Origin of the sequence: Streptomyces cupreus (genome assembly GCF_014257025.1) — a bacterium.
GTDB lineage: Bacteria > Actinomycetota > Actinomycetes > Streptomycetales > Streptomycetaceae > Streptomyces > Streptomyces cupreus.
Map to the genome: position 1 here is coordinate 153,438 of NZ_JACMSF010000008.1, position 25,167 is coordinate 178,604.

25 protein-coding genes and 1 pseudogene are annotated in these 25,167 nt (G+C 70.9%); 12 read left to right on the top strand and 14 right to left on the bottom strand.

From position 1 onward, the window contains the following. The first annotated feature begins 81 nt into the window (after positions 1-81). On the top strand, positions 82-768 hold the full coding sequence (locus H4N64_RS10465) for a response regulator transcription factor (RefSeq protein ID WP_186281933.1): 687 nt from the start codon (positions 82-84) through the stop codon (positions 766-768). Between the two features lie 2 nt (positions 769-770). Then, a complete protein-coding gene (locus tag H4N64_RS10470; RefSeq protein ID WP_186281934.1) occupies positions 771-1,883 on the top strand; it encodes an ATP-binding protein in 1,113 nt (370 codons plus the stop codon). A 4-nt stretch (positions 1,884-1,887) separates the two neighbouring features. Here H4N64_RS10470 and H4N64_RS10475 read toward each other — a convergent pair whose 3' ends face one another. The 3 genes from H4N64_RS10475 to H4N64_RS10485 are packed head-to-tail and all read right to left on the bottom strand — an operon-like array spanning position 1,888 to position 5,056. Further along, entirely contained in the window at positions 1,888-2,877 is a 990-nt protein-coding gene (locus H4N64_RS10475) for an NAD-dependent epimerase/dehydratase family protein (protein ID WP_186281935.1), read from the bottom strand. Positions 2,878-2,930: 53 nt separating this feature from the next. Beyond that, on the bottom strand, positions 2,931-4,370 hold the full coding sequence (locus H4N64_RS10480) for an ATP-binding protein (RefSeq protein ID WP_186281936.1): 1,440 nt from the start codon (positions 4,368-4,370) through the stop codon (positions 2,931-2,933). After that, positions 4,367-5,056, bottom strand: a complete 690-nt coding sequence (locus tag H4N64_RS10485) for a response regulator (RefSeq protein WP_186281937.1) — start codon at positions 5,054-5,056, stop codon at positions 4,367-4,369. Before H4N64_RS10485 ends, H4N64_RS10480 begins: the two co-directional genes overlap by 4 nt. 156 nt (positions 5,057-5,212) lie before the next feature. On the opposite strand from H4N64_RS10485, the gene H4N64_RS10490 reads away from it, so the two are divergent. Genes H4N64_RS10490 through H4N64_RS10500 form a run of 3 tightly spaced genes read left to right on the top strand, consistent with a single transcriptional unit; the run spans position 5,213 to position 7,986 of the window. Next, a complete protein-coding gene (locus tag H4N64_RS10490; RefSeq protein ID WP_186281938.1) occupies positions 5,213-6,553 on the top strand; it encodes a ferric reductase-like transmembrane domain-containing protein in 1,341 nt (446 codons plus the stop codon). A gap of 10 nt (positions 6,554-6,563) precedes the next feature. Continuing rightward, positions 6,564-7,250 (top strand): FMN-binding protein, encoded by a 687-nt coding sequence (locus H4N64_RS10495; protein ID WP_186281939.1) that lies wholly within the window; start codon positions 6,564-6,566, stop codon positions 7,248-7,250. A 1-nt stretch (position 7,251) separates the two neighbouring features. Further along, positions 7,252-7,986, top strand: a complete 735-nt coding sequence (locus H4N64_RS10500) for an FAD:protein FMN transferase (protein WP_186281940.1) — start codon at positions 7,252-7,254, stop codon at positions 7,984-7,986. Here H4N64_RS10500 and H4N64_RS10505 read toward each other — a convergent pair. Next, positions 7,976-8,776: a class I SAM-dependent methyltransferase gene (locus H4N64_RS10505; RefSeq protein ID WP_186281941.1), complete on the bottom strand. Its 801-nt coding sequence runs from the start codon at positions 8,774-8,776 to the stop codon at positions 7,976-7,978. The two genes, H4N64_RS10500 and H4N64_RS10505, sit on opposite strands and share 11 nt — an antisense overlap. 258 nt (positions 8,777-9,034) lie before the next feature. On the opposite strand from H4N64_RS10505, the gene H4N64_RS10510 reads away from it, so the two are divergent. Genes H4N64_RS10510 through H4N64_RS10520 form a run of 3 tightly spaced genes read left to right on the top strand, consistent with a single transcriptional unit; the run spans position 9,035 to position 11,501 of the window. After that, positions 9,035-10,153 carry an ABC transporter ATP-binding protein gene (locus H4N64_RS10510; protein WP_186281942.1) on the top strand — a complete coding sequence of 373 codons (1,119 nt, stop codon included), beginning with the start codon at positions 9,035-9,037 and terminating at the stop codon, positions 10,151-10,153. Then, positions 10,150-10,830 carry an ABC transporter permease gene (locus tag H4N64_RS10515; protein WP_186281943.1) on the top strand — a complete coding sequence of 227 codons (681 nt, stop codon included), beginning with the start codon at positions 10,150-10,152 and terminating at the stop codon, positions 10,828-10,830. The genes H4N64_RS10510 and H4N64_RS10515 overlap by 4 nt, the downstream gene beginning before the upstream one ends. Further along, positions 10,827-11,501 carry an ABC transporter permease subunit gene (locus tag H4N64_RS10520; protein WP_186281944.1) on the top strand — a complete coding sequence of 225 codons (675 nt, stop codon included), beginning with the start codon at positions 10,827-10,829 and terminating at the stop codon, positions 11,499-11,501. The genes H4N64_RS10515 and H4N64_RS10520 overlap by 4 nt, the downstream gene beginning before the upstream one ends. On the opposite strand, the gene H4N64_RS10525 is transcribed toward H4N64_RS10520, so the two are convergent. From H4N64_RS10525 to H4N64_RS10540, 4 genes are read right to left on the bottom strand one after another with little or no spacing between them, the layout of a single operon-like run. Continuing rightward, positions 11,502-12,080, bottom strand: coding sequence for a GTP-binding protein (locus tag H4N64_RS10525; protein WP_418896256.1), 579 nt, complete (start codon positions 12,078-12,080; stop codon positions 11,502-11,504). After that, a complete protein-coding gene (locus H4N64_RS10530; RefSeq protein ID WP_186281946.1) occupies positions 12,067-12,483 on the bottom strand; it encodes a DUF742 domain-containing protein in 417 nt (138 codons plus the stop codon). The genes H4N64_RS10525 and H4N64_RS10530 overlap by 14 nt, the downstream gene beginning before the upstream one ends. Before the next feature lie 10 nt (positions 12,484-12,493). Continuing rightward, complete coding sequence (locus tag H4N64_RS10535; RefSeq protein ID WP_186281947.1) at positions 12,494-12,955, bottom strand: roadblock/LC7 domain-containing protein; 462 nt, start codon at positions 12,953-12,955, stop codon at positions 12,494-12,496. Then, the gene (locus H4N64_RS10540; protein WP_186281948.1) at positions 12,952-15,357 is read right to left on the bottom strand and encodes an ATP-binding protein; all 2,406 of its coding nucleotides are present in this window, start codon (positions 15,355-15,357) and stop codon (positions 12,952-12,954) included. The genes H4N64_RS10535 and H4N64_RS10540 overlap by 4 nt, the downstream gene beginning before the upstream one ends. A 204-nt stretch (positions 15,358-15,561) precedes the next feature. Here H4N64_RS10540 and H4N64_RS10545 point away from each other — a divergent pair, with 204 nt between their 5' ends. Further along, a complete protein-coding gene (locus H4N64_RS10545; protein ID WP_186281949.1) occupies positions 15,562-16,497 on the top strand; it encodes a glycine betaine ABC transporter substrate-binding protein in 936 nt (311 codons plus the stop codon). 48 nt (positions 16,498-16,545) lie between these two features. Here the strand turns inward: H4N64_RS10545 and H4N64_RS10550 are convergent, their stop codons facing one another. The 4 genes and pseudogenes from H4N64_RS10550 to H4N64_RS10565 all read right to left on the bottom strand — a co-directional run bounded on the left by H4N64_RS10550 (position 16,546) and on the right by H4N64_RS10565 (position 19,606). Next, complete coding sequence (locus tag H4N64_RS10550) at positions 16,546-17,940, bottom strand: glycoside hydrolase family 43 protein (RefSeq protein WP_186281950.1); 1,395 nt, start codon at positions 17,938-17,940, stop codon at positions 16,546-16,548. A 165-nt stretch (positions 17,941-18,105) separates the two neighbouring features. Continuing rightward, complete coding sequence (locus H4N64_RS10555) at positions 18,106-18,411, bottom strand: DUF6114 domain-containing protein (RefSeq protein ID WP_186281951.1); 306 nt, start codon at positions 18,409-18,411, stop codon at positions 18,106-18,108. Next, positions 18,411-18,725: pseudogene (locus tag H4N64_RS10560) on the bottom strand (DUF6230 family protein); the annotation flags it as partial. The pseudogene H4N64_RS10560 and the gene H4N64_RS10555, both read right to left, overlap by 1 nt. A gap of 68 nt (positions 18,726-18,793) precedes the next feature. After that, entirely contained in the window at positions 18,794-19,606 is an 813-nt protein-coding gene (locus H4N64_RS10565; RefSeq protein WP_186281952.1) for a lytic polysaccharide monooxygenase auxiliary activity family 9 protein, read from the bottom strand. A gap of 363 nt (positions 19,607-19,969) precedes the next feature. Between H4N64_RS10565 and H4N64_RS10570 the strand changes: the two genes are divergently transcribed. Continuing rightward, complete coding sequence (locus H4N64_RS10570) at positions 19,970-21,763, top strand: S8 family peptidase (RefSeq protein ID WP_186281953.1); 1,794 nt, start codon at positions 19,970-19,972, stop codon at positions 21,761-21,763. A gap of 61 nt (positions 21,764-21,824) precedes the next feature. Here H4N64_RS10570 and H4N64_RS10575 read toward each other — a convergent pair whose 3' ends face one another. Together H4N64_RS10575 and H4N64_RS10580 are read right to left on the bottom strand one after the other, a co-directional pair. Continuing rightward, on the bottom strand, positions 21,825-22,688 hold the full coding sequence (locus H4N64_RS10575) for an NAD(P)H-binding protein (protein ID WP_186281954.1): 864 nt from the start codon (positions 22,686-22,688) through the stop codon (positions 21,825-21,827). Continuing rightward, positions 22,685-23,353, bottom strand: a complete 669-nt coding sequence (locus H4N64_RS10580) for a ScbR family autoregulator-binding transcription factor (protein ID WP_186281955.1) — start codon at positions 23,351-23,353, stop codon at positions 22,685-22,687. Before H4N64_RS10580 ends, H4N64_RS10575 begins: the two co-directional genes overlap by 4 nt. Before the next feature lie 176 nt (positions 23,354-23,529). Here H4N64_RS10580 and H4N64_RS10585 point away from each other — a divergent pair, with 176 nt between their 5' ends. Both H4N64_RS10585 and H4N64_RS10590 read left to right on the top strand, forming a co-directional pair. Beyond that, a complete protein-coding gene (locus tag H4N64_RS10585; RefSeq protein ID WP_186281956.1) occupies positions 23,530-24,444 on the top strand; it encodes a ScbA/BarX family gamma-butyrolactone biosynthesis protein in 915 nt (304 codons plus the stop codon). Positions 24,445-24,511: 67 nt separating this feature from the next. Then, the gene (locus H4N64_RS10590; RefSeq protein ID WP_186281957.1) at positions 24,512-25,159 is read left to right on the top strand and encodes a ScbR family autoregulator-binding transcription factor; all 648 of its coding nucleotides are present in this window, start codon (positions 24,512-24,514) and stop codon (positions 25,157-25,159) included. The last annotated feature ends 8 nt before the right edge of the window (positions 25,160-25,167 follow it).

Genomic DNA, 25,167 nt, shown 5'->3' on the forward strand with positions numbered 1-25,167 from the left:
ATCGGGCATCGGCTTCTTACGAAACAAGGACGTCAGCAGGGGACGGGCGCACACGCGCGCGCAGGGTGCGAGGCTGGCGGCATGGAACAGCAGCAGCCCCGGGTCCTCGTCGTCGACGACGACCCGACCGTCGCCGAGGTGGTCTCCGGCTACCTCGACCGCGCCGGATACCTCGTCGACCGCGCCGGCGACGGCCCGGACGCCCTCGCCCGGGCCGCCGAGCACTGGCCGGACCTCGTCGTCCTGGACCTGATGCTGCCCGGCATGGACGGCCTGGAGGTGTGCCGCCGGATGCGCGGACACGGGCCCGTCCCGGTCATCATGCTCACCGCGCGCGGCGACGAGGACGACCGCATCCTCGGCCTTGAGGTCGGCGCCGACGACTACGTCACCAAGCCCTTCAGCCCCCGCGAACTCGTCCTGCGCGTCGAGTCCGTACTGCGCCGGGTCCGCCCGGCGCAGTCCACGGGACTGCTGCGCGCCGCGGGCCTCTCGGTCGACCCAGCCGCCCGCCGTGCGGTGAAGGAGGGCACCGAACTCGCCCTCACCATCCGCGAGTTCGACCTGCTCACCTTCTTCCTTCGGCACCCGGGGAAGGTGTTCAGCCGTGAGGACCTGATGCACGAGGTGTGGGGCTGGGACTTCGGCGACCTGTCGACCGTCACCGTCCATGTGCGCCGGCTGCGCGGCAAGGTCGAGGACGATCCGGCCCGCCCCCGGCTGATCCAGACGGTGTGGGGCGTCGGCTACCGGTTCGAGGGGGTCTGACCGTGCGGGACACGCTTCTCATCGCCCTCTTCGCCTTCCTCGGCGCGGCGGCCGCCGGGGTGCTCGGCGCGGGCGTCCTACGGCTGATCCGGCGCCGCTCGCTCGCCGTGCACCTCACGGTGGTCACCGCCGTCGCCGTCACCGCGATGCTCGCGGGCACCCTCGCGGTCGCGCAGGCGATGTTCCTGTCCGAGCACGACCTGAAGGTGGTCACCCTGGTCGTCGCCATGGCCGCCGTGGTCTCCCTGGCCACCGCCGTGCTGCTGGGCCGCTGGGTCGTCGCCCGCAGCCGCGCCCTCGCCCTCGCCGCCCGTTCCTTCGGCGACGGCGGCGCCTTCACCTCGCCCGACGGCCCCGCCACCGCCGAACTCGCCGCCCTGAGCCGCGAGTTGGAGACCACCAGCGCCCGCCTCGCCGAGTCCCGCGAGCGGGAACGCGCCCTGGAGTCCTCCCGCCGGGAACTCGTCGCCTGGATCTCCCACGACCTGCGCACCCCGCTGGCCGGACTGCGCGCGATGTCCGAGGCACTGGAGGACGGCGTCGCCGCCGACCCCGACCGCTATCTCAAGCAGATCCGCACCGAGGTCGAACGCCTCAACACCATGGTCGGCGACCTCTTCGAACTCTCCCGTATCCACGCCGGCGCCCTCGCCCTGACTCCCACCAGGGTCTCCCTGTACGACCTGGTCGGCGACGCCCTCGCGGGCGCGGACCCCCTCGCCCGCGAGCACGGGGTACGGCTCGTCGGCGACCGGGTCGAACCGGTGCCGGTGCAGGTGGACGGCAAGGAGATGAGCCGCGTCCTCGGCAACCTCCTGGTCAACGCGATCCGGCGCACCCCGTCCGACGGCACGGTCGCGATCGCCGCCGAGCGCATTCCCGACGGCGTGCTGCTGTCCGTGACCGACGGCTGCGGAGGCATTCCCGAGGAGGACCTGCCGCGCGTCTTCGACACCGGCTGGCGCGGCACCGACGCCCGCACACCTCCGGCGGGAGCGGGCCTCGGCCTCGCGATCGTCCGCGGCATCGTCGAGGCCCACCAGGGCCGGGCCACCGTACGGAACATCCCCGGCGGCTGCCGCTTCGAGGTGACGCTGCCGACCGCCGAGGTCTGAGACCTCACTCGGCCCTCGCGAACTCCCGCATCCCGTCCTCGAACCCGACCTCCGCCTTCCACCCCGACTCGGCCCGCAGCCGCGAGGAGTCGGCGGTGATGTGCCGTACGTCCCCCAGCCGGTACTCCCCGGTCACCACCGGCTCGGGTCCGCCGTACGCGGCCGCCAGGGCGTGCGCCATCTCCCCGACGGTGTGCGGATCACCGCTGCCGGTGTTGTAGGCGACGAGCGCCCCGGTGGGCGAACCCGCCTCCAGCGCCGCCAGATTGGCCGCCGCCACATCCCGTACGTGCACGAAGTCCCGTCGCTGGCAGCCGTCCTCGAAGACCCGCGGGGCCTCGCCGCGGGCGAGCGCGGAGCGGAAGAAGGAGGCGACTCCCGCGTACGGGGTGTTCCTTGGCATGCCCGGTCCGTACACGTTGTGATAGCGCAGCGACACCGCCTCACCGTCCGTCACCCGTGCCCAGGCCGCCGCCAGATGCTCCTGGGCGAGCTTGGTGGTGGCGTAGACATTCCGCGGGTCCACCGGCGCGTCCTCCGCGACAAGGCCGGGCGACAGCTCGGCCCCGCACTCCGGGCAGCGCGGCTCGAAGCGCCCGGCGTCCAGATCGGCCACGGCACGCGGTCCCGGACGGACGACACCGTGCCGGGCACAGGTGTAGCGGCCTTCGCCGTAGACCACCATCGACCCGGCGAGCACCAGCCGCCGTACGCCCGCGTCCGCCATGGCGGTGAGCAGGACGGCGGTGCCGAGGTCGTTGCGGGAGACGTACTCCGGCGCGTCGGCGAAGCCGGTGCCGAGGCCGACCATCGCGGCCTGGTGGCAGACCGCGTCCACGCCGGCGAGGGCGCGACCGACGGCGGCGGCATCCCGTACATCGCAGGCCGGGTCGTCGTGGATGTCGTAGACGACGGGCTCGTGCCCGCGCTCTTCCAGGGCCGTCACGATGTGGGACCCGATGAATCCGGCACCGCCGGTGACCAGTACGCGCATGCGCTCACGCTAGGGCCGGGAGCCGCCCGGACCGGCGGGCCGCTCCCGTCACGTCATGGCTTCGTAAGACTCAGCGAGACCGTGAACACCGTCCGGCCGGGCTCGCTGGTCAGCTCGATCGTGCCGCCGTGCGCCTGGATCAGCGAGCCGGCCACGGCCAGTCCCAGACCGCTGCCGCCGCGGTCACGGCTGCGGGCCTTGTCGACCCGGTAGAAGCGGTCGAAGACGCGTTCACGGTCGGCGGGCGGGATGCCGGGACCCGCGTCGGCGACCCGGATCCGGGCCAGTCCGCCCGAGACCGACAGCGCCACCGAGACCTTCGTACCGGGCGGGGTGTGCATCGCCGCGTTGGTGAGGAGGTTGTCCAGGACCTGACGGATCCGCTGCGGGTCCACATGGGCGGGCAGCGCCGAGGGGCCCGGCGCCACCGTCAGCGGATGGTCCGCGTGGCTCGCCCGGAAGGCGTCCGCGGCCTCCTGCACCAGCTCCACCAGATCGGTCTCCCGGGGGCGCAGCGGGGTCTCCACCTCCGCCGCGTCGAGCCGGGCGAGCAGCAGCAGGTCGTCCAGGAGGAAGCCCATCCGGGCCGCCTCGGCGCGCAGCCGGGCCAGATGCCTGTCGCGTTCCTCGGGGGCGTTGGCGGCCGCGTACTGGAAGAGGTCCGCGTAGCCGCGTACCGACATCAGCGGCGTCCGCAGCTCGTGCGAGGCGTCCGCGACGAAGCGGCGCAGCCGCTGCTCGGCCTCCGTGCGCACCGCGAGGGACTCGTCGATGTGCTCCAGCATCGTGTTGAACGCGGTGCGCAGCTCCTCGACCTCGGGGCCGCCGCTGCGCCCGTCGTGCCGCACCGGCAGCCGGGCCGAGTCCGTCAGATCGTGCGAGGTGATGCCATGGGCGGTGCGCGCCATGTCGCTCAGCGGCTTCAGACCGCGCCGCAGCAGCGCCCGCCCGGCCACCACCAGCGCCAGCAGCGCGAGACCGAAGGTGACGGCCTGGACGGTGATCAGCTGCCCCACGGTGTCGTCGATGTCCTCCATCGGCGCGGCACTGACCAGCACCACCCCGGGCTCCACCTCGCAGGCGCGCAGCCGGTACTCGCCCGCGCCCTTGAGGTGCTCGGTGCGCAGGACCTCCGTGGACGACGCGGTCTGCGCTTCGGCCACGGCGGTGAAGTCGTCGACGTCCTCCGGCAGGTCGCCGGGGTCCTCGGGTTTGCGCAGCACAGGCGTGCCGTCCGTCACGTCGTACACGGCGTAGAACCAGCTGTAGTACTTCTTGCCCGAGAGCGTGCCGTGTTCCTCGATGCTCTTGGACTGGGCGACCTGGCCCTGCGCGAGCTGGGTGTCCAGCTGGGCCGAGAGATAGTCGCGCATGTACGTCGTCAGCGCGGTGCCGACGACGCCGAACACGACCAGCGCCAGCGCCCCCAGCCCCAGCGCCAGCCGGGTGCCGAGACGTGTTCCGCCGTACGCCCGCCGCAGCCGCCCGATCACTCCGCGGCCTGCCGGACGACGTACCCGAAGCCCCGCACGGTGTGGATCATCGCCGGTCCTGTGTCGTCGAGCTTGCGGCGCAGCCGGCTGACGACCAGCTCGACGACGTTGGAGCGGCCGCCGAAGCCGTACTCCCACACATGGTCCAGGATCTGCGCCTTGGTCTGCACGGTCGGCGACTTGCGCATCAGATAGCGCAGCACCTCGTACTCGGTCGGGGTGAGCGTGAGCAGCTTCTCGCCGCGGCGCACCTCGCGGGTGTCCTCGTCCATCGTCAGATCGCCGACCCGCAGCACCGAGCGCTGGAAGCCGGGCCCGGCGCTGCGCCGCAGCACGGTCCGCAGCCGGGCCATCAGCTCCTCCACCGCGAACGGCTTGACCAGGTAGTCGTCGCCGCCCCGGGTCAGCCCCGCCACCCGGTCGGCGACGCCGTCGCGGGCGGTGAGGAACACCACGGGCACCATCGTCCCGGAGCGGCGCAGCCGGTCCAGCACGCCGAAACCGTCCAGGTCTGGCAACATCAGGTCAAGCACGACGATGTCCGGACGGAACTCGGCGGCGCGGCGCAGCGCCTCCTCACCGGAGTTCGCGGTGACCGCTTCCCAGCCCTCGTACCGGGCGACCGTCGCGACGAGGTCGGCGATCGGCGGGTCGTCGTCCACGACGAGGAGTCGTACTTTTTCCACCCGCTCATAGTGCTTCACCCGGCGCTCGTCACCACAGGGGGACGGCCGTCGCTGTCACATCGATAACCACTTGAAAGATGTACGACAGGTGATCGACAGCTTCGACCGGACAAGCTCGGTACCCCGGCCCCGGACCCCAGCGAGGAGCTGCCACCCGTGACGACCGTCCAATCGCCCCCTGCGCCCCCCACGGCGATACGCCCCAGGGTGGTGGCCCGCACCGGCCTGTACGCCGTGCTGGCCGCGAACGCGGCCGTGGTGACCTACTTCTTCCTCGACGCGGGCTTCGGCGCCTCCAACGCCCTGCTCGTCCTCGGCCGCCTCGCCGGACTCTACGGCGCCCTGCTGATGGCGTTCCAGCTGCTGCTGGTGGCCCGGCTGCCCTGGCTGGACCGCCGGATCGGCATGGACCGGCTGACCTCCTGGCACCGCTGGACCGGCTTCGGCATCCTGTGGACGCTGCTCGCGCACGCCGTCTTCATCACCTTCGGCTACGCCGACTCCTCCGGCCTCGACCCGGTCAGCCAGCTGGTCGACCTCGCCGAGACCGTCGAGGGCGTGCTGCGCGCCGTCGCCGCCCTGGTGATCATCCTCGTGGTCGGCGCGGTCTCCGGACGCTACGCCCGCCGCCGGCTGGCGTACGAGACCTGGCACTTCATCCACCTGTACACCTATCTCGCCGTGGTGCTGGCCTTCACCCACCAGGTCGCGGTCGGTACGACCTTCACGTCGTCGTCGGCCGCCACGGCCTACTGGTACGGCCTGTGGACCGTCGCCCTCGGCTCGGTGCTCGTGGGCCGGCTGGTCCTGCCGCTGTGGCGGAACTGGCGCCACCAGCTGCGCGTCTCGGCGGTCGTCCCCGAGTCCGACAACGTGGTCTCCGTCTACATCACCGGCCGCGACCTGGACCGGCTGCCCGCCCGCGCCGGGCAGTTCTTCCTGTGGCGGTTCCTGACGAAGGACCGCTGGTGGCAGGCGAACCCGTTCTCCCTGTCGGCGGCTCCCGACGGCCGCACGCTCCGGCTCACCGTCAAGGCGGCCGGCGACGGCAGCGCGGGCCTGCGCCACATCGAGCCCGGCACCCGCGTCTTCGCCGAGGGCCCCTACGGCGCCTTCACCGCCCTGCACCGCACCCGCCCCGAGGCCGTCCTCATCGCCGGCGGCGTCGGCGTCACCCCCATCCGGGCGCTGCTGGAGGAGCTGCACGGGCACGCGGTCGTCGTCTACCGCGTCGCCACCGACCGGGACGCGGTCCTCTACGAGGAGCTGCGCGAGCTGGCCCTCGCCAAGGGCGCCGAGCTGCATCTGGTGACCGGTCCTGTCAGCCCCGACAAGCTGGCGCCGGCCGAGCTGACCCGGATGGTCCCGGACATCGCCGACCGGGACGTCTTCCTGTGCGGGCCGCCCCCGATGATGAACGCGGTCCTGGGCAGCCTGCGCGAGCTGGGCGTGCCCAAGCCGCAGATCCACTTCGAGCGTTTCAGCCTGGCGGGATGAGAGGGACACCGTGAAGCGAGCCATACCCGTCCTGGTCCTGACCGCCGTCGGTCTGGTCCCGCTGTGGCGCTACGAGCCGTCGACGGACACGACATCCACGACGGAGGCTGTCGCACCGGCCCCGTCCGCGACCTCCTCGTCGGGCAGCTCCGCCCTGGTGATCGAGGGCTCGGTGGTGAACACCGAGAAGGGCCCCGTCCAGGTCGAAGTGACCTTCGACGGGGACAAGATCGCCTCCGTGCGGATGCTCCAGCAGCCGGACCATCCGCAGACGACGGCGGCGGTCCCCAAGCTGATCGAGGAGACGCTCGAGGCGCAGAGCGCGGACATCGACACGGTGTCCGGGGCGACGATCACGAGTGAGGGCTACAAGGAGTCCCTCCAGGCCGCCCTCGACGAGCAAGGGACCGCTGCTTCGGCGTCCCCGTCACCTTCCTCCGAGGTCGTCGCCGGGTCCACGGTGAACACCGAGAAGGGCGCCGTGCAGGTGGAGGTGACCTTCGAGGGCGACAAGATCGCCTCCGTGCGGATGCTCCAGCAGCCGGACCATCCGCAGACGACGGCCGCGGTCCCGAAGCTGATCGAGGAGACGCTCGCGGCGCAGAGCGCGGACATCGACACGGTGTCCGGGGCGACGATCACCAGCGACGGCTACAAGGAGTCCCTCCAGGCCGCCCTCGACGCGAAGGGTGCCTGAGGTGCGGCGCGTCGAGCATGTGATGGGGTTCCCGGTCTCGCTGCGGGTGGACGACGAGCACGTCCCCGGCGCGGCCGTGGACGCCGTCTTCGCCTGGCTGCGCGCGGTCGACGAGCGGTTCAGCCCGTTCAGGCCCGACAGCGAGGTGTCCCGGCTCGACCGGGGCGAGATCGGCCTCGACGAGGTCAGCGCCGACCTCGCCGGGGTCCTCGACCTGTGCGAGCAGTACCGGGCCGCCACCGGCGGCGCCTTCGACGTACGGCTGCCCGGACGGGGCCTCGACCCCTGCGCGGTGGTCAAGGGCTGGTCGGTGCAGCGGGCGGCGGAGCTGTTGAAGGCGGCCGGGGTGGAGCGGTTCTGTCTCAACGCCGGGGGTGACGTGGTCGCCGCGGGCGGGCCCTGGCGGGTGGGGGTACGCCATCCCGAGCAGGCCGACAAGCTCTGCATGGTGCTGGAGATCACCGACGGGGCGGTCGCGACCTCCGCGCTCTACGAGCGGGGCGCACACATCCTCGACGGCCGGACCGGGCGCCCGGCGACCGGGCTGCTCAGCATCACGATCGTCGCGGACTCGCTGACGGAGGCCGACAGCACGGCCACGGCTGCGTTCGCGATGGGAGCGGAGGGCATCGCGTGGGCGTCCTCCCGGCCGGGCTGCGAGGTGTTCGCGGTGGACGCGGGGCGCCGGGTGGTACGGACGCGGGGGCTGCCGGTGGCGGTCGCCGTCACGGCTTGATCCCGCTCACCGACCAGGCCCGGGCCGACAGTTCGATGGAACCGTCCGGATCCCGGGGGAGCGTCTCGGCGAGCGCGTCCCGCAGCCGGTCCCGGTCGTCGGGCGGCAGGGCGGCGACGTAGCCCGGGGCGGGGCCCTGGCCCGCGAGGAAGGGGGACCACAGGTCGGCGAGGTCGGTGAAGCCGGTCCGGATGACGATCGGGGTGACCCACACGTCCTCCAGACCGGCATCCCGCCACAGCGCGTGCAGGGGGTCCGGTCCGCACATCGGGAACCGGCGCCCCTCGTCCAGCTCGGCCGCCGCCGGATCCAGCGCCGTGGCCGTGTCCCAGAACCGGCGCAGCAGTTCCATGCCCTCCGCGTAGTCCCAGACGTACGCGGCGACCTGGCCACCGGGCCGGACCGCCCGGACCATCTCGGCGACGCCCTCGGCGGGCTCGGGAAGGAAGTTCAGCGTGAGCCCGCTGACGGCGGCGTCGCACGAACCGTCCCGCACCGGCAGTGCCCTCGCGTCCGCCACCACGAACCGCACCGGCCCGTACGCCGCCTCCCGCGCGCCGGCCACCAGCTCCGCGGACCGGTCGCAGCCCAGCACCAGCGCGGGCCGGCACCGGGCGGACAGCACCGCCGACAGCGCCCCGGTCCCGCATCCCACGTCCAGCCAGCGCAGCCCGTCCCGGTGGCCGGCCAGGGCGGTGAACCGCTCGGCGACCTTCCGGCTCCACCGGCCCATGTACCGCTCGTAGGCGGCCGATGCCTGCCACACGTCGAACCGCTGCTGCTCGCTCATGACTCCACCTTGAGGGACGCGGACGACTTCGGCCGACATCCGGGACCCCACCGGAAAACGGGTCGTTCCGACAGCACCCACCATGGTGAACCGCGGCCACGAGTCCGAGGGCGTCCTGGTCCTGGCGGGGCCCGAGAGCCGGCGCACCCTCGTCTGGCTCGCCACGCTCACCTGCGGTCTAGACTCTCCCCGCAACGGCCTGCTCAACCCCGGCCGGAAGCGGGCGACTTCTGCCAGACCCGAAGGGTATTCGGCGTTTTGATACGGATAGATTCAGTCACCAAGCGGTACCCCGACGGCACGGTGGCGGTCGACCGGCTGTCGCTGGAGATACCCGACCGCTCGATCACCGTCCTCGTCGGACCCTCGGGCTGCGGGAAGACGACCACCCTGCGCATGATCAACCGGATGGTCGAGCCCAGCGAGGGCACCATCCTCCTCGACGGCAAGGACATCCAGCAGCAGCCCGTCAACACCCTGCGCCGGTCCATGGGTTACGTCATCCAGAACGCCGGTCTCTTCCAGCACCGCACGATCCTGGACAACATCGCCACCGTGCCCCGCCTGCTCGGCTGGGGCAAGGAGAAGTCCCGGGCCCGCGCGCGCGAGCTGATGGAGCGGGTCGGTCTCGACGGCGCCCTCGCCAAGCGCTACCCGTACCAGCTCTCCGGCGGACAGCAGCAGCGCGTCGGCGTGGCCCGGGCGCTCGCCGCCGATCCTCCGGTGCTGCTCATGGACGAGCCGTTCTCCGCCGTCGACCCGGTCGTCCGCAAGGGGCTCCAGGACGAACTCCTGCGCATCCAGGAGGAGCTGGGCAAGACCATCGTCTTCGTCACGCACGACATCGACGAGGCCGTCAAGCTCGGCACGATGGTCGCCGTGATGCGCACCGGCGGCCGGCTCGCCCAGTTCGCGCCGCCCGCCGAACTGCTGACCGACCCCGCCGACTCCTTCGTCGAGGACTTCCTCGGCACGGACCGGGGCATCCGGCGGCTGTCCTTCTTCCCCTCCGCGGGGCTGGAGTTGCTGACGGCCCCGATCGTCGCGAGCGACACGACCGACGAGCAGATCGCCGCCCGGGACTTGACCGACGCCCCCTATCTCCTCGTAACGGATCTGGACGGCAAGCCCCTTGGCTGGGCCGAGCGGGACACAGAGATCGACACGGCTCGACTGCTGCCCTACGGACGCCCGTTCGTGGTCGCTACGGACTCCCTGCGGGCCGCACTCGACTGCGCCGTACTCTCACCGACCGGCTGGGCCGTCGCCGTGGACGGTGAGGGCCGCGCGGCCGGAGTGGTCTCGCAGCAGACCATCGGCGAGGCGATCCGGGGCGCCCACGCCAAGAGCGCGACGACGCAGAAGGCCGCGCGATGAGCGAGCTCTTCGACATGCCGAGCGACCTCCAGAACAGCTACCTCGGCCTGGTCGCCCTCCATCTGCGCGAGGCCCTGCTCCCGGTGCTGGCCGGACTGCTGGCGTCCCTGCCGATCGCCCAACTCTGCGTCCGGCTGCGCTGGTTGTACCCGCCGGTGCTGTGGGTGACGACGGTGCTGTACGCCATCCCGTCGCTGGCCTTCTTCGTGATCCTCATCGACTACACGGGCCTGTCCGAACTCACCGTGATGATCCCGCTGGCCGTCTACAGCCTGGTGGTGCTGGTCCCGGCGATCGTCGACGGCGTCCGATCGGTCCCGCAGGAGACGCTGGCCGCCGCCACGGCCATGGGCTTCGGCCCCGTACGCCGCTATTTCCAGGTCCAGTTGCCCATCGCCGCGCCCGCGATCATCGCAGGGCTCCGGATCGCCTCGGTGTCGAGCATCTCCTTGGTCAGCGTGGGCATGCTGATCGGCAACCAGGGCGCCCTTGGCAACCTCCTCAACAGCGGCATGATCTACAACCAGCCCCGCCTGATATGGCTTTCGGTCGTGGGCACGGCGGTCCTGGCGATCCTGGTCGACGCGGCGCTGATCGTCGTACGCGTGCTGCTGACCCCCTGGATGCCCCGCAGCACCAGCGCGCGTCGGCTCACCGCGAAGGAGGCCACCCGGTGAACATCCTCAACTACATCGACGCCTTCTTCAGCGACAACGCCCACTGGCAGGGCTACGACGGCATACCGACCCGGGTGGCCGAACACATCGGCTACACCCTGATGGCGCTCGGCACAGCCGCCGCCATAGGCCTGCCGATCGGCCTGCTCACCGGCCACACGGGCCGCGGCGGCAACACCCTGGCCCTCATCGCCACGGCGGGCCGGGCCCTGCCCAGCTTCGGCCTGATGGTCCTGATGTTCGTCCTGCTGGGCCTCGGTATGGCACCGGTCATGATCCCGCTGGTGGTTCTGGCGATCCCCCCGATCCTGGTCACCACCTACGAGGCCATGCGCTCCGTGGACCCCGCCCCGGTGGACGCCGCGCGGGGCATGGGCATGGCCGAGACGGAGGTCCTCTTCCGCGTCGAACTCCCCGTGGCCCTCCCCCTGATCCTCAGCGGCCTGCGCTCAGCGGCGATCCAGATCGTCTCAACGGCGACGATCGCGGCGTACGTCAGCTTCGGCGGCCTGGGCCGCTACATCGTGGACGGCTTGTACCAGCGGGACTACGAGAAGGTGGTGGGCGGGGCGACGCTGGTGGCGGCGATGGCGCTGGCGACGCTGGGGTTGTTCTGGGGGGTAGGCCGACTCACGGTGTCTCAAGGAGTGCGGCGGGGGAGTGCCGGCTAGTCAGGCTTCGGTGCGGGCGAGGGCCTGTTCCAGGACGACCAACAGGGCGTCCCGTACCGAGCCGCGCTCCCGCGCGTCGAACACGACGACTGGTACCCCTGCGCTCACGTCGAGCGCCCAGCGCACGTCGTCCAGCTCGTGCTCCACCTTCCCGTCAAACGCGTTCACAGCCACCGCGAACGGGATCTCCCGGTGCTCGAAGTAGTCGACGGCCGCATAACAGTCATCGAGCCGCCGCGTATCCACAATGACAAGACCACCCACCGCCCCCTCCACGATGTCGTCCCACATGAACCCGAACCGCTCCTGCCCGGGCGTACCGAACAGATAGAGCTTCAACGTCGGGTCGATGGTGATGCACCCGAAGTCCATGGCAACGGTGGTGGTGGTCTTGCGCGGAGTGTGGGTGAGGTCGTCAACTCCGGCCGCGACCTCGGTGATCGCGGCCTCCGTCGTCAGCGGCTCGATCTCGGAGATGGACCCGACCGCCGTCGTCTTGCCCACCCCGAATCCCCCCGCGATCACCATCTTGACCGGCAGCGGCGGTCGTACGGCGGCGGCCGGTTCAGTCGGTGTCACGGAGTACCCCCCGGGAGTCGGGGATGGCGCGCAGGCCATCGATCACTCTTCGCAGTACGGATGAATCGTGGACGGCATCGGAGTTCGGCACATGCACCGTCAGCCGCCCCTCGGCCCGCAGGTCCTCGGCGAGGACGCGGACCACGTTCAGATGCAGCCGCAGCCGCGCCGCGATCTCCGCGATGGACTGCGGCTGCCGGCACGCGGCCACGATGTCGTGCTGCTCGAAGGAGAGCAGGGACAGCGCGTCGAGCCCCGAGGCGGTGGCCACCACCTGGGTCTCGACGGGCATCGTCCGGCCGGAGGCGCTGGGCGCCACCCGGCCGGCGGTGACCAGGAACGGCCGTACGGCGGGGGCGGGGCCGACCGGGTCGTCGCCCGGGGGTTGGGTGCCGTCCGCCATCAGGTCGTCCTCAGCGAGCCGACGCGGCGCCGACGCTGTTCTTCAGCTCCAGCACCAGCTGTGGGCTGAGCGCGGCACCGGCGCGGTTGGCGAACAGCGTCATCTCGTAGGCGATGTTGCCGAGCTTGGCCTCCTTGTCGGTGACCACGCCGAGCAGGGCGCCGCTGCCGATCGCGGAGACCAGCACATGGCCGCCCTCCAGATCGATGATGACCTTGTTGAGGCCGCCGAGGCCGTAGTTGCCGGAGGCTCCGGCGGCGAGGCTGGTGATGCCGGAGACGATCGCGGCGAGCCGCTCGGAGTCGGCGTGCTCCCGCAGTTCCGAGACCGCGATCAGCAGCCCGTCGGAGGAGACGGCGATGGCGTCGACGACGCCCGCGGTCTCCGTGGCGAAGCGATTCAGCAGCCAGGTGAAGTCGGCTGCGGCGGCCTGGAGTTCGGCCGGCGTGGTGCCTCCTGTGGACGTACTCACTGCTCCGCTCCTTCCGGGAGGTGGTTCGAGTCCTGCTTGGCGGGGATGGGTGTCTCGTCGGTGGTGTCGCTGTCGCGGTGCGCCCGTTCCACGGCCGCCTCGAACTCCTCCAGCGCGGACCGTACGGCGTCCGCGTCGGCGGGGCGGGAGGCCTGGCGCAGGATCTGGTGGGCGCCGGTGTCCTCGGAGGTGCGCAGGGTGGCACCGCGGACGCGGCGGCGCAGCGGGCGGGGCCCGTCGGCGTGGGCCCTGGTGGACGCGTCCGGCTGGTCGGCCCTCGCGTGATCGGCGGGAGGTACGTCCGGGGCGGCGCCCTCGCGCCGGGGGACCCTGCGCGGGAGGGGGGCGGAGTCGTCCTCCGTGGCGGCCGAGGGGAGCGGTCCGGATGCCGTGGCCGCGGGCACCTCGGCCGGGGCCGGCACCGGCTCCGCGGGCTCCGGGAGCAGCAGCGTCGTCGGCAGGCTCACCTCCGCCGTGACACCGCCGCCCGGCGTCCGGGTCAGCGTCACGCCGATCTCCCAGCGGCGCGCCAGCGTGCCGACCACGAACAGGCCCAGCACCTTCGTCGGCACCAGGTCGAGTCGCTCGCGGCGGATCAGCCGGGCGTTCTCCTCGGCGAGGCGCTCGGCGCTCATACCGAGACCGTGGTCGGCGATCACGATCGACGCCGTGTCGTCCTCGGCGGTCGCCACCGTCACCTCGACGGGGCTGCCGGCGGGCGAGAACGACACGGCGTTCTCCAGCAGTTCGGCCACCATCAGCGTGAGGTCGCCGATGACGTCCGGCTCCACCGCGGCCTCGGAGCGCGCGGTCAGCCGTACCCGCTGGAAGCCCTCGATCTGGCCGAGCGCGGCACGGACGACATTGGTGAGCGCGAGCGGACCGGAGCCGAGGCCCGACTCGCGGATGCCGGCGAGCAGCATCAGGCTGTCGGCGTTACGGCGCAGCCGGACCGCGATGTGGTCGATGCTGTACAGCCGTTCCAGCAACTCCGGGTCGGTCTCGCCGCGCTCCACCGCGTCGATCTGGGCGAGCTGGCGGGTGGTGAGGTTGCTGACCCGGCGGCCGACGTTGCCGAACATCTCGGCGACGTTGCGGCGGCTGAGCACCTGGCGCTCCAGGAGCGCGGCCGCGGTGGTCTGCACGCGGTTGAACGCGTCGGCGAGGTCGCCGATCTCGTCGCGTGCGGTGACCGGCACCTCGCGCAGCCGGGGCGGGCCGTCGTCCTCGGCGTCGTCGTCGGCGACCCGGGCCAGCTCCCGGTCCGCGACCTCGGCGACCTCCCGGGCGGCGCCGGTGAGGGCCTGCACCGGGCGCACCACCGAGCGGCGGACCGCGACCGAGAGGGCGAGCCAGAGGGCGAAGCCGAACAGGGCGAGCGTGAGCAGCAGTCCCGCGCGCCAGGCGGCGTCGCCGGAGGCCTCGTCGGCGCGGTCGGCGATCTGGTCGATGAGGGAGGCGGTGACCCCGAGCCGGATCTCTGCCTGCTCGCGGTAGGCGGGGTAGGAGTCGAGCGAGGCCTGGAACGCCTGCCGGATCTCGGCGGGGGAGTCGGCCTGGAGCGAGCCGGGGTCGATCTGCAGCTCGGCGTACTGGCGGCGGATGGTGGCCTGCGGGGAGCTGTGCTCGATGCCGCTGAGCTCCTCGGCCTGCTCGGCGTCGGCGAACCGGGCGAAGCGGTCGGCCTGGTAGGTGTACACCTCGTAGGAGCCGACCGCGCCGATGAACTCGATGAGCGCGTTGGAGTCACCGGTCGTCGCGGAGAACACCCCGGTCTCGAAGGCGCTGTGGGCGGCGTCGGCGCGCAGCAGCGAGTCGAGGAGGTTGCCGGTGAAGGTGGCCGCGAGGGAGGCGTTGCGGTCCAGGCCGAGGCCGTCGATGACGCCCTTGGCCGCGTTCGCGTACGCCGGGTCGATGTTGTCGGCGGGCAGATGGCCCTGCTCGATGGTGTCACGGAGGCCGCCCAGGGCGCCGATCTCCCTGAGGGCCCGCGCCTCGGTGTCCGGGAGCCGGTCACCGAAGGTCTCGCGGACCTTGATGACCTGGGCGTCCACCGCGGCCTGCGCCTTGTCGTACGCGTCCGTGGCGGGCGGGGCGTCGCCGTCGGCGGCGGCCTCGTGCCGTACGGAGAGCAGGATCGCCTGCTGGTGTTCGGCCTCCACCCGGTCCACGAGGGTGGCGACCTCGGCGCTGTCCCGGACCAGCCGGGCCGCGTCGGAGGCGGAGAAGGACTGACGGGCCTGAACGGTGGTGAGGTAGGCGAGCAGGGCGGCCACGACGGCGAGCGGCACGCCGACCAGGAGGTTGAGCTTGCGCCGGAAGGGCCAGCGGTCGGTGAGTCGCCGTATGCCGAGCGGGAAGCCTTGTGTCGCGGTGGACGCGTCCACCTCTTTCGTGGACACCTTTCCTCCTCAGCGCCCGGCGTCAACTGCGGGGGAGACTATCGCCTCTTGAGTCGTTCGTCTTCACATGCGATCACAACTGACTACTCATCGAGGCCAATCGGTTACCCGGATTCCCTTGACTGATCAAGAAGCGGCTGGATTGGATCGGTTCACGTACTGAAGAACTGCCGTCCCCCAACATCTGAGTCCGGATCGGGAATCGTGACTTCTACCGCCTCACGCAGCAGGTCCATCGTCGCGCTCGCCGCCACCGCGGCCCTGCTCGCGGGATGTGGCTCCTCCGACGACGAGAACGACAACCCCCTGGCGGAGGACAAGGCGAGCGGCGACACCGTCGTCGTCGGCTCCAACAACTTCGCCGAGTCCATCCTGCTCGCCGACATCTACGGCGAGGCCCTGAAGGCCAAGGGCATCAAGGTCACCTACAAGCCCAATATCGGCAGTCGCGAGACCACTTACGGCCTGCTGAAGAACGGCTCCATCACCGTGCTGCCGGAGTACAACGGCTCACTTTTGGCGTACCTGGACCCGAAGGCGGCGCAGAAGTCCGCCGACGAGGTGAACGCGACGGTGAAGACCAAGCTGGACAAGAAGCTGACCCTGCTGGAGTCCTCGCCCGCCGAGGACAAGGACTCCGTCAGCATCAACGCGGCGACCGCCAAGAAGTACAGCCTCACCGGCGAGTCCACCCTCGCGGACCTCAAGGACATCGCCCCCGAACTGGTCATCGGCGGTTCCCCGGAGTTCCAGACCCGGCAGCAGGGCCTGGTGGGCCTCAAGGACGTCTACGGCCTGGAGTTCAAGTCCTTCAAGGCGCTCGACGCCGGCGGCCCGCTGACCCAGGCGGCGCTGACGAAGAACACCGTGCAGGCCGCGGACATCTTCACCACGGACCCGACGATCACCAAGGAGAAGTTCGTCGTTCTCCAGGACCCGGAGAACCTCTTCGGCTTCGCCAACGTGACCCCGCTGGTCTACAAGTCGGGCCTGCCGCAGGAGGGCGTCGACGCCCTCAACGCGGTCTCCGCCAAGCTCGACACCAAGACCCTGCTCGACCTGGACTCCCAGGTCCAGCTGGAGAACAAGGACCCGCTCGATGTCGCCAAGGCCTGGCTGGAGTCGGCGGGTCTGGGCTGACGCCTCTTCCGGCGGGGCCGTGACACCCACGACCCCGCCGCGGGGCTCCTAGTAGCCCACCTGGAACGTCGCGTCCTGCCGCTCGGTCGCCGTCGAGATCGGGTCGATGCGCAGGGCATAGCTGTAATGCCGTATGTAGCGCGTCGGGTTGTTGTACGACCGGAACGACGACCAGGACGCGTCGGCGAGCCCCGCCGTACGGTAGAAGGTCGCGTCCCCGGCGAACGTGGACGTGCCGTCGTTCACGTCCAGTTGGAGCGCGTAGTTGTAGTGCCGCAGATAGCGGGTCGGGTAGTTGACCGACTGGAAGGACACCCCGGAGGAGTCCGCGAGGCCCGGCACCAGCTTCCACTGGGAGTCGGGGAACGGGTCGAAGGGGTACTCGTCGATCCGGCCCACGAAACCGCTGTGCCGGACGTAACGGGCCGGGAAGTTGTACGACTTGAGCCGGTTCCAGGAGGGCGCGCCCCACTTCGCGAGCAGGTTGGTGTACTCGGTCGAGGTGATCGGGTGGATGCCGCAGTGCTTGGAGTTGAGGGGCTGCGTGTACAGCTTCTGGTCGACCGGCGTCCAGGTGCCGGACGCGAGGTCGGTCGTCTGCCAGGCGTAGAAGACGCCGTTCGGTGTGTAGGTGTCGCCCCACAGGTACCAGGTGTTGGACGTCAGTGACTTCACCACCGTCGGCGCCTCGGTGCCGCCGTGCGAGACCGGGGTGCTGAACGGGGTGAAGCTGCCCGGGGTCAGCGAGGTCGACCGTGCTCCGACGAGGGTCTGGTTCCTCTTGTAGTAGAGGTAGTTGACGCCGTTCACACCGATGGTGAGGTTGCCGTCGATGATGTCGTAGCCGGGGTCGAAGAAGACCTGGGGGCTGGTCGTCGTCCGGAAGTCGGTCGTGTAGCTCACCATGATCACGTTGTGGCCGCTGCTGTTCACCGACGAGTAGAGAATGCCGTACTGCCCGCGCCCGGCGTCCCAGTAGGCCTCCGGCGCCCAGCTGTGGGTGTTGGTCATGTCGTGCAGCTTCAGCAGCCGGTAGCCGGTGAAGGTCCGCAGGTCCACCGAGTCCCAGACATGGATGTGGACGCTGGTGCGGCTCCAGTCGGTGCCGCTCAGATCCGTCGCCAGGACCACGAAGGTGCCGTCCTGCTTGCGCAGCACGAACGGGTCGCGCAGTCCGCCGGCCCCCTGGGTCGGGGTGACCACGGGGGCGTTCTGGTTGAGCGGGGTCCAGCGCAGGCCGTCGGTGCTGACGGCGAGGTGCAGGCCGTAGTTGGCCTCCAGCATGGTGGTGGACTCGGTGAAGTAGGCCATGACGTACGCCGAGTCGGCGGCGTGCGCGGTTCCGCTGCCGAGCGTCAGCGCGCCGGTCGCGGCGAGCGGGGCGGTCGCCGCGAGGCGGAGGAGCGTTCTGCGGGACGGGTGCGGGTGCGGGTGGTCGGTCATCTGGACTCCAGGGGGACGGCCGATGCGGGGCGACGCCAGTCGAGATATCGAACAGAGTTCGACAGGGCGATCAGAAGTTAGGGGTGTGGCGCGTGCGCGTCAATGAGATGGACGGCCTTGGCCGATTTCCGATCTGCTGCGGTGCCCCCGGTGGGGGAGCCCGGTTCAGGCGGGCTCCCCCACCTCCTGCTCCCTCGCCCGCCGCCGCTGCCGACGGCTCCGGCGCGGTTCCTGGTCGGGGAGCCAGCCGAAGGCGAGGCAACTCCCCACGGCGCCCAGGAGCAGACCGAGGAAGAAGCCGCTCATCAGCGTCGGCAGGAGATAGCCGGCCAGGCCCTGCATCCCGATGTGCAGGACGACTTTCAGTGACGCCTTCTCCGTGAACAGGATCTCCGCGCCGCCCAGGGCGAGCAGCAGTCCGCCCCAGAACGGCCGTTCGCCCCGCCAGCGACGAAAGCTCTCCCTCGACATCAGCAACCCGAGTCGCTGAAGCGGAGCTTGAGGCCCGGCAGTTTGAACACGCCTGCGGTCGTGGCGTAGTTGGTCTGCCGCAGATTGGCGATGCGTACGGTGTCCGCCTGCTGGCTGAACACGCCCTTCGGGCCCTGTACGCCGCCCTTGGTGAGGGTGCCGGCGTCGTTGCCGATCTCGATGTTGGAGAAGGCGGCGTCGCCGGACAACTCGGTGGAGTCCGTGGTCAGATCGCTCGCGGTGACCTTCTCCGCGCCGCTGCCCGCCGTGATCAGCAGATTGGTGCCCCCGAGGTCGACGCTCTGGCACAGCTGCCAAGTACGCCCCGGTGACCGACGGCGGCGCACTCGTCTACGTCAACTGACCGCCGTACAGGCCGAGTTCACCTGCGTCGAAGTCGTACGGCCAGGGCGGCGCCCCCGGTGAGCACCAGCACCGCGGCGGCGCCGCCCGCGAACATCGGGGCCGACGGGCCCGAGTCCGCTGTGGAGGCCACCGGTGTCGCATCCGCCGGTGAAGGCGTCGTACGGCGCCGCTCGACCGGAGTCGGGGAGTTCTCCTTCGCCGGGAACTCCACGTCCGAGCACGAGTAGTAGGTATCCGGCGTACTGCTGTTCTGCCACACCGTGTACAGCACATGCCGCCCCGTCCGGTCCGCCGGCAGGGTCGCCCGGATCCGGTACGCGCCGTCCGTCAGCGCCGGGTCCCGTACCTCGGCGAACGGCCGCTCCGGCAGATCGGACCAGGTGAGCGGCCGGGTCGGGTCGTAGCCGGGCTCGGTGAGGTAGAGGCGGAACGTGCCGGTGTGCGGGATCGTCGAGACGTATCGCATGGTCAGGGTGGCGCCCGGGTTCAGCCGGGTCGACGGCCAGTCGGTGCGGGCGAGGTCGAGGCCCCGGTACTCGGGCAGTCCGCCGCTGCACAGCTCTCCGTCGGGGACGATTCGCCGGTCTCGGCCGTTCACGTTCGCGATGCGCAGGTTGTCCCAGGCCGTGAACGGTGTGCCGTTCGCGGCGACCGCAGCCCGGCAGGCCGCCGACCGCGTGGCGCTGCCGCCCTCGGGGGAGCAGGCCATCACCCGGCTGACCGGATCCGTGGGCGCGCCGTGCGCGGCGGCCGGGGTCGCGGACCACAGCGCGAGCAGCACAGGGGCCGCCGCTGCCACGATCGCGCGCCGAGCGCGGGTCCGGGTCATGTGAAGGGTCTCCTCGGCCGGTGCGGGACGGACTGCTTCCGTCCAGTACGGGCCGGGGGCCCGGCGCGTTCAGCGGGGAGCGAGCCCTTGCAAAAGGGGACACAGGCGGTCAACCGGCCGACGGCGAGGGTTCGTTTCCGGCCGGATCGAGGGTTTCCCCTGTATCCCTATGACCTTTTGTTTGCCTATCGTTCCAGCACAGCCGCCCCATAGGTAACCCCGGACGGGTCGGCCCCCCACCGCGCCTGGCCGGCCACCGCGCACGCTTTTCGGTTTTCGGTTCACCCCCCATCGCTTCGAGGACGAAGCGCATCGACCGCCGCTCCGCGCTGCCCGGAGTACGGCCACGAAAGGCAAAAGCCCTTGCGTACCTCTCCCTCCGTAAGACGGAAGCTGATATCCGTCGCCGCCGTCTCCGCCGCGCTGTTCACGGCCGCTACCGCCTCGGTCGCCGTCGCCCAGGAGTCCGCGGCTCCCCAGGAAGCCCCCGCCGCCCGCACCGAGGCCGCACCCGGCGCCCCGGCCGAACGGCTCATCGTCGGCTACAAGTCCGGTGCCGCCGAGGCGAAGTCGAACAAGGCCGCCGACGCGGATGCCGCCGCCAAGGGCAAGGAGGCCGGCGAGAAGCTGGACTTCCAGCGCCGGCTCGGCACCGGTGCCGCCCTCGTCGACCTCGGCGAGGACCTCACCAAGGCGGATGTCGCCGATGTCGTCGCCGAGTACCAGGCCGACCCGCAGGTCGCCTATGTCGTACCGGACCGGCTGAACAAGCCGCTGGCCACGCCGAACGACACCGAGTACAGCAAGCAGTGGGACCTGTTCGAGGCCACCGCGGGCATGAACGTGCCGGGTGCCTGGGACGTCGCCACCGGCACCGGGGTGACCGTCGCCGTGATCGACACCGGCTATGTGACCCACTCCGACCTCGCGGCGAACATCGTCGGCGGCTACGACTTCATCTCCGACGCCACCGTCGCGGGCGACGGCGGCGGCCGGGACAGCAACCCGGCCGACCCGGGCGACTGGACCGCCGCGAACCAATGCGCGTCCGGTGACCCGGCCTACGACTCCTCCTGGCACGGCACCCACGTCGCCGGCACCATCGCCGCGGTGACCAACAACAGCAAGGGCGTTGCCGGCATCGCCTACGGCGCCAAGGTCTCCCCGCTGCGTGTGCTCGGCAAGTGCGGCGGCTACGACTCCGACATCATCGACGCCATCACCTGGGCGTCCGGTGGCACGGTCTCCGGTGTCCCGGCCAACACCAATGTCGCCAAGGTCATCAACATGAGCCTCGGCGGCAGCGGCGCCTGCACCACCGCGACCCAGAACGCGATCAACGCCGCCGTCAACCGCGGCACCACGGTCGTCGTCGCGGCGGGCAACAGCAACGCGAACGCGGCCAACTACTCGCCGGCCAGCTGCAGCAACGTCATCAGCGTCGCCGCCGCCGACCGTCAGGGCAACCGCTCCTACTACTCCAACTACGGCACGGTCGTCGACATCGCCGCCCCGGGCGGCGAGACCAACTCCGTCACCGCGAACGGCATCCTGTCCACGCTGAACGCCGGCGCGCAGGGCCCGGGCGCCGAGTCCTACGAGTACTACCAGGGCACCAGCATGGCCGCCCCGCACATCGCGGGCCTCGCCGCGCTGATGAAGTCGGCGAACTCCGCGCTGACCCCGGCCCAGATCGAGTCCGCGATCAAGACCAACTCGCGTGCCCTGGCCGGTACTTGCTCCGGCGGCTGCGGCGCGGGGCTCGCGGACGCGGCCAAGACGGTGCAGGCGGTGAGCGGCGGCTCCACGGGGGGCACCACCTTCACCAGCACCTCGGCCGTCGCGATCCCGGACAGCAGCACCGTGGAGTCCCCGATCGCCGTCTCCGGCCGTACCGGTAACGCGCCCTCGGCGCTTCAGGTCGGCGTGGACATCACCCACACCTACCGCGGTGACCTGGTCATCGACCTCGTGGCGCCGGATGGCACGAGCTACCGTCTGAAGTCCGCCAGCTCCTCGGACTCCGCGGACAATGTCGTCGCCACCTACACGGTGAACGCCTCCAGCGAGGTCGCGAACGGCACTTGGAAGCTGCGGGTGCAGGACACGGCGGCGCAGGACACGGGCACGCTCAACAGCTGGAAGCTGACCTTCTGAGCGAGCCTTCACCAGAGCGGACGGGTCGGCCGGTGCGGATGGGGCATCGGCCGGCCCGTCGTCATGTCCCCTCGCCGTGGAACGCGGCCAGATGATCGAGCGCCCACCGCCGATAGCTCCCGGCGGACCGCCCCAGCAGCTCGGCGACGGTGGAGTCCACCTCCGACTTCGCCCCGGCCCGCCCCCGGGCCGCGCTCTGTGCGAGCGCCTCGGCGATCGGCGCCGGATAGCGTACGAGCAGCCGCCGCCGCGCCTCCTCTTCGGTCAACTCCTCGAACAGCAGCGGCCGTTCCAGCAGATCGCCGAGGATCTTCGTCTGCTCCACGGCGCTGATGGCCTCCGGACCGGTGAGCGGGTACGCCCGTCCGGCGTGCGCGTCGGGCTCCAGCAGCGTCAGCGCGGCCACGTCGGCGATGTCCCGGGGATCGATGGTGGCGTTCACCGCGCTCCCGCACGCCGCCCGTACGACACCCTCCGCGCGGATCGAGATGGCCCAGCCGAGCGTGTTGGACATGAACGCGCGCGGACGCAGCAGGGTCCACGACAGGCCCGAGTCACCGAGGAGCCGCTCGTTGTCGCGCTGCCAGGTCGTGATCAGGTCGGTGGCGTCGGGGTCGGTGACCGCGAGCGCGGACAGCTTCACGACATGCCGTACGCCGGACTCGAGCGCGGCTGCCAGGAAATGCTCGTCATGGGCCTGGGTCAGCGGATTCGCGGTGACCAGCAGGGCGGAGGTCACACCGGTCAGTGCTCGCCGTAGGCTCGACGCATCGTCGAAGTCACCGCCCACGACCTCGACTTGGGGTCCCGCAAGGTCCGCGGCACGGTCCGGGCGGCGGGTCAGCAGCCGAAGGGGAGTGGCACCGCGCAGACGGCGCGCGACCAGTCCGCCGACGGTGCCGGTCGCTCCGGTGAGCAGGATCACGGCTCGGCCCTCTGCATCAGCTCCTCGTCCTCTTCGAGCATGGCGAGGATCCGAGCGCCCCGGTCCGGCGCGGTGTCGAGCCGGCCCAGCAGCCCCGGCACCGCGATGCTCGGCAGGACATGCGCCCACAGCACCGAGAGCCGGTGCCCGAGATCCTCCCGCCCGGTGAGCGCCCGGGACATCAGCTGAATACCGGCGAAGGACCCGACCAGCAGCTCCACCGTCTCCCTCGGCACGACCGTGGGCAGCAACTCACCCTGCTTCTCGGCCTCTTCCAGCAACTCGACCACATGGTCCGCCCACTGCCGGAACGGTCCGGAGTGATCGACACCGGGCGGCGTGGCCTGGTCCACGGTCAGTCGCACACTGCCCTGCAACAGCGGGTTGCTCATCAGCCGCCGACCGTAGACGAAGCTCATGTCCACGATCTCCTGGAGCTTGCACGGATGCGGCGGCACCGCGCCGAACGGGACCTGCTCGTCCAGTACGGCCTGGGCGAGGGACTCCTTGGACGGGAAGTGGAAGTACAGGGCGCCCTTGGTGACTTCGGCCCGCTCCAGCACCATGGAGATCGTCGTCGAGGCGTAGCCGTGCTCGTCGAACACCGCGCCCGCGGCTTCCAGGATCGCTCTGCGCGTCCTGATGGCGCGCTCCTGCTTCGCCATAAGCGCCCCTTCGATGCGCCGAGTTGACCGGATGGCCCACAGTACGACGGCCCGGACGCGAGCCGATCCTGGTCACCCTGGTCTCATTGAAAACAAACCGGTCGGCTCGTACTCTAGCGCTCACGGCACGGGCACCTCGCCGTCTGTCACCATGTCGGGGGAGCCAGGGAGAGAGCATGCCTGAATTGCCGCAACTCGCCGATTTCCCGAAAGTGTCCGAGGCCCTCACGGCCACCGTGCCCCGCCAGTTGGTGCACCGCGCGGCTGTCGCCGAGACCCTCCTCACCGGCTGGCACCGGATCGGAACCGACCGGTTCAGGGTAGTCGCGCAGTGGCCGCGAGCCCACCAGTTGCACGTGTCGAGCGACCGTACCGCATACGAGCCGCTGCTCGTCACCGAAACCGTCCGCCAGGCCGGAACACTCCTCGCCCACACCGAGTACGACGTTCCCCTCGGCCACCGGTTCGTGCTCCAGGAGTTGCGCGTCAGCACCCGTCCCGAGCACCTCGCCGTGGGCTCCCTGCCCGCCGAACCGGCCATCGACGTCGAGATCTTCGACGTCCGCCACCGCGCGGGACGCGTGGCCGCGTTCAACCTCACCGCGGCCGTGACCATAGAGGACACGCAGGTCGCGAGCGCGTACTTCGCCGCATCCTGGACCAGCGAGTCCGTCTACCGCAGGCTGCGCGGCGGCCGTACGCCCGCCACCGTCACCGCGCTCGCCCCGCGGCCCGGACTGCCGCCCGCGGTGGTGGACCGCACGGTCCCCGCCGATGTCGTGCTGGCCCGGCCGGAGCGTCCAGGGCGCTGGCAGTTGCGAGTAGATACCGCGCATCCCGTTTTCTTTGACCATCCGCTCGACCATGTCCCCGGCATGCTGCTCCTGGAGGCGGCCGGCCAGGCCGCCCGGGCGGTGTTCGGCGGACGGTGTGTCCCGGTGTCGTTCCACGCGACCTTCGACCGTTACGCCGAACTGGACCGACCCACATGGATCGAGGCGGATCCCGGTCCCGACGGTCGGATCCAAGTCCTCGGCGTCCAAGGGGACTCGGCAGTCTTCGAATGCCGTGTGGGTACGGCCGCGCGGTGAGTTATCGTGTCCGGGGAGTAAAAAACAAACGGCATGACCCGTTCTTTTCCCCAGGAGTGTCCAGGCGATGCCGAGGCAGTTACGCGCTGAACAGACCCGCGCGACGATCATCACCGCTGCCGCTGACCTGTTCGATCGTCGCGGCTACGAATCGACCAGTCTGAGCGACATCGTCCAGCACGCCCAAGTCACCAAGGGCGCCCTGTACTTCCACTTCGCGGCGAAGGAGGACCTGGCGCACGCGATCATGGAGTTGCAGTCCCAGGCCTCCCGGAAGATCGCCGGGGAGATGGACGCCCGCGGCTACTCCTCCCTGGAAGCGCTGATGCGCACCACCTTCGGCGTCACCCGGCTGTCGGTCGAGGGCCCGATACCCCGGGCCGGGCTCCGGCTGGCCACCGGGGGAGTGGCCGTGAAGGCGCCCCTGCGGCACCCCTTCACGGAGTGGCTGGACATCGCCTCCCGCAAACTCCTGGGCGCGGTCAAGGAGTCGGACGTCCATCCGGACGTCGACGTGGACGCCGCGGCCCACTCCCTCGTCTGCTTCTTCGTCGGCACCCGGGTCGTCGGCCGCTCCATCGAACCGGTAGCCCGCCAGCCCCGCCGGGTCGCCGAGATGTGGCACCTCCTGATCCGCGGCATGGTCCCGGTGCCCCGCCGCCCCCGCTACCTCACCCTCGCCACCCAACTTGAGCGGGAGACCAGAGGCGGCTGAAACCGGCC

Bases quoted from the DNA above. Each gene is read 5' to 3' on its own strand.
- H4N64_RS10465 (WP_186281933.1), top strand. From the start codon at position 82: ATGGAACAGCAGCAGCCCCGGGTCCTCGTCGTCGACGACGACCCGACC.
- H4N64_RS10475 (WP_186281935.1), bottom strand. From the start codon at position 2,877: ATGCGCGTACTGGTCACCGGCGGTGCCGGATTCATCGGGTCCCACATC.
- H4N64_RS10505 (WP_186281941.1), bottom strand. From the start codon at position 8,776: ATGAGCGAGCAGCAGCGGTTCGACGTGTGGCAGGCATCGGCCGCCTAC.
- H4N64_RS10515 (WP_186281943.1), top strand. From the start codon at position 10,150: ATGAGCGAGCTCTTCGACATGCCGAGCGACCTCCAGAACAGCTACCTC.
- H4N64_RS10530 (WP_186281946.1), bottom strand. From the start codon at position 12,483: ATGGCGGACGGCACCCAACCCCCGGGCGACGACCCGGTCGGCCCCGCC.
- H4N64_RS10550 (WP_186281950.1), bottom strand. From the start codon at position 17,940: ATGACCGACCACCCGCACCCGCACCCGTCCCGCAGAACGCTCCTCCGC.
- H4N64_RS10555 (WP_186281951.1), bottom strand. From the start codon at position 18,411: ATGTCGAGGGAGAGCTTTCGTCGCTGGCGGGGCGAACGGCCGTTCTGG.
- H4N64_RS10565 (WP_186281952.1), bottom strand. From the start codon at position 19,606: ATGACCCGGACCCGCGCTCGGCGCGCGATCGTGGCAGCGGCGGCCCCT.
- H4N64_RS10580 (WP_186281955.1), bottom strand. From the start codon at position 23,353: ATGGCGAAGCAGGAGCGCGCCATCAGGACGCGCAGAGCGATCCTGGAA.
- H4N64_RS10585 (WP_186281956.1), top strand. From the start codon at position 23,530: ATGCCTGAATTGCCGCAACTCGCCGATTTCCCGAAAGTGTCCGAGGCC.
- H4N64_RS10590 (WP_186281957.1), top strand. From the start codon at position 24,512: ATGCCGAGGCAGTTACGCGCTGAACAGACCCGCGCGACGATCATCACC.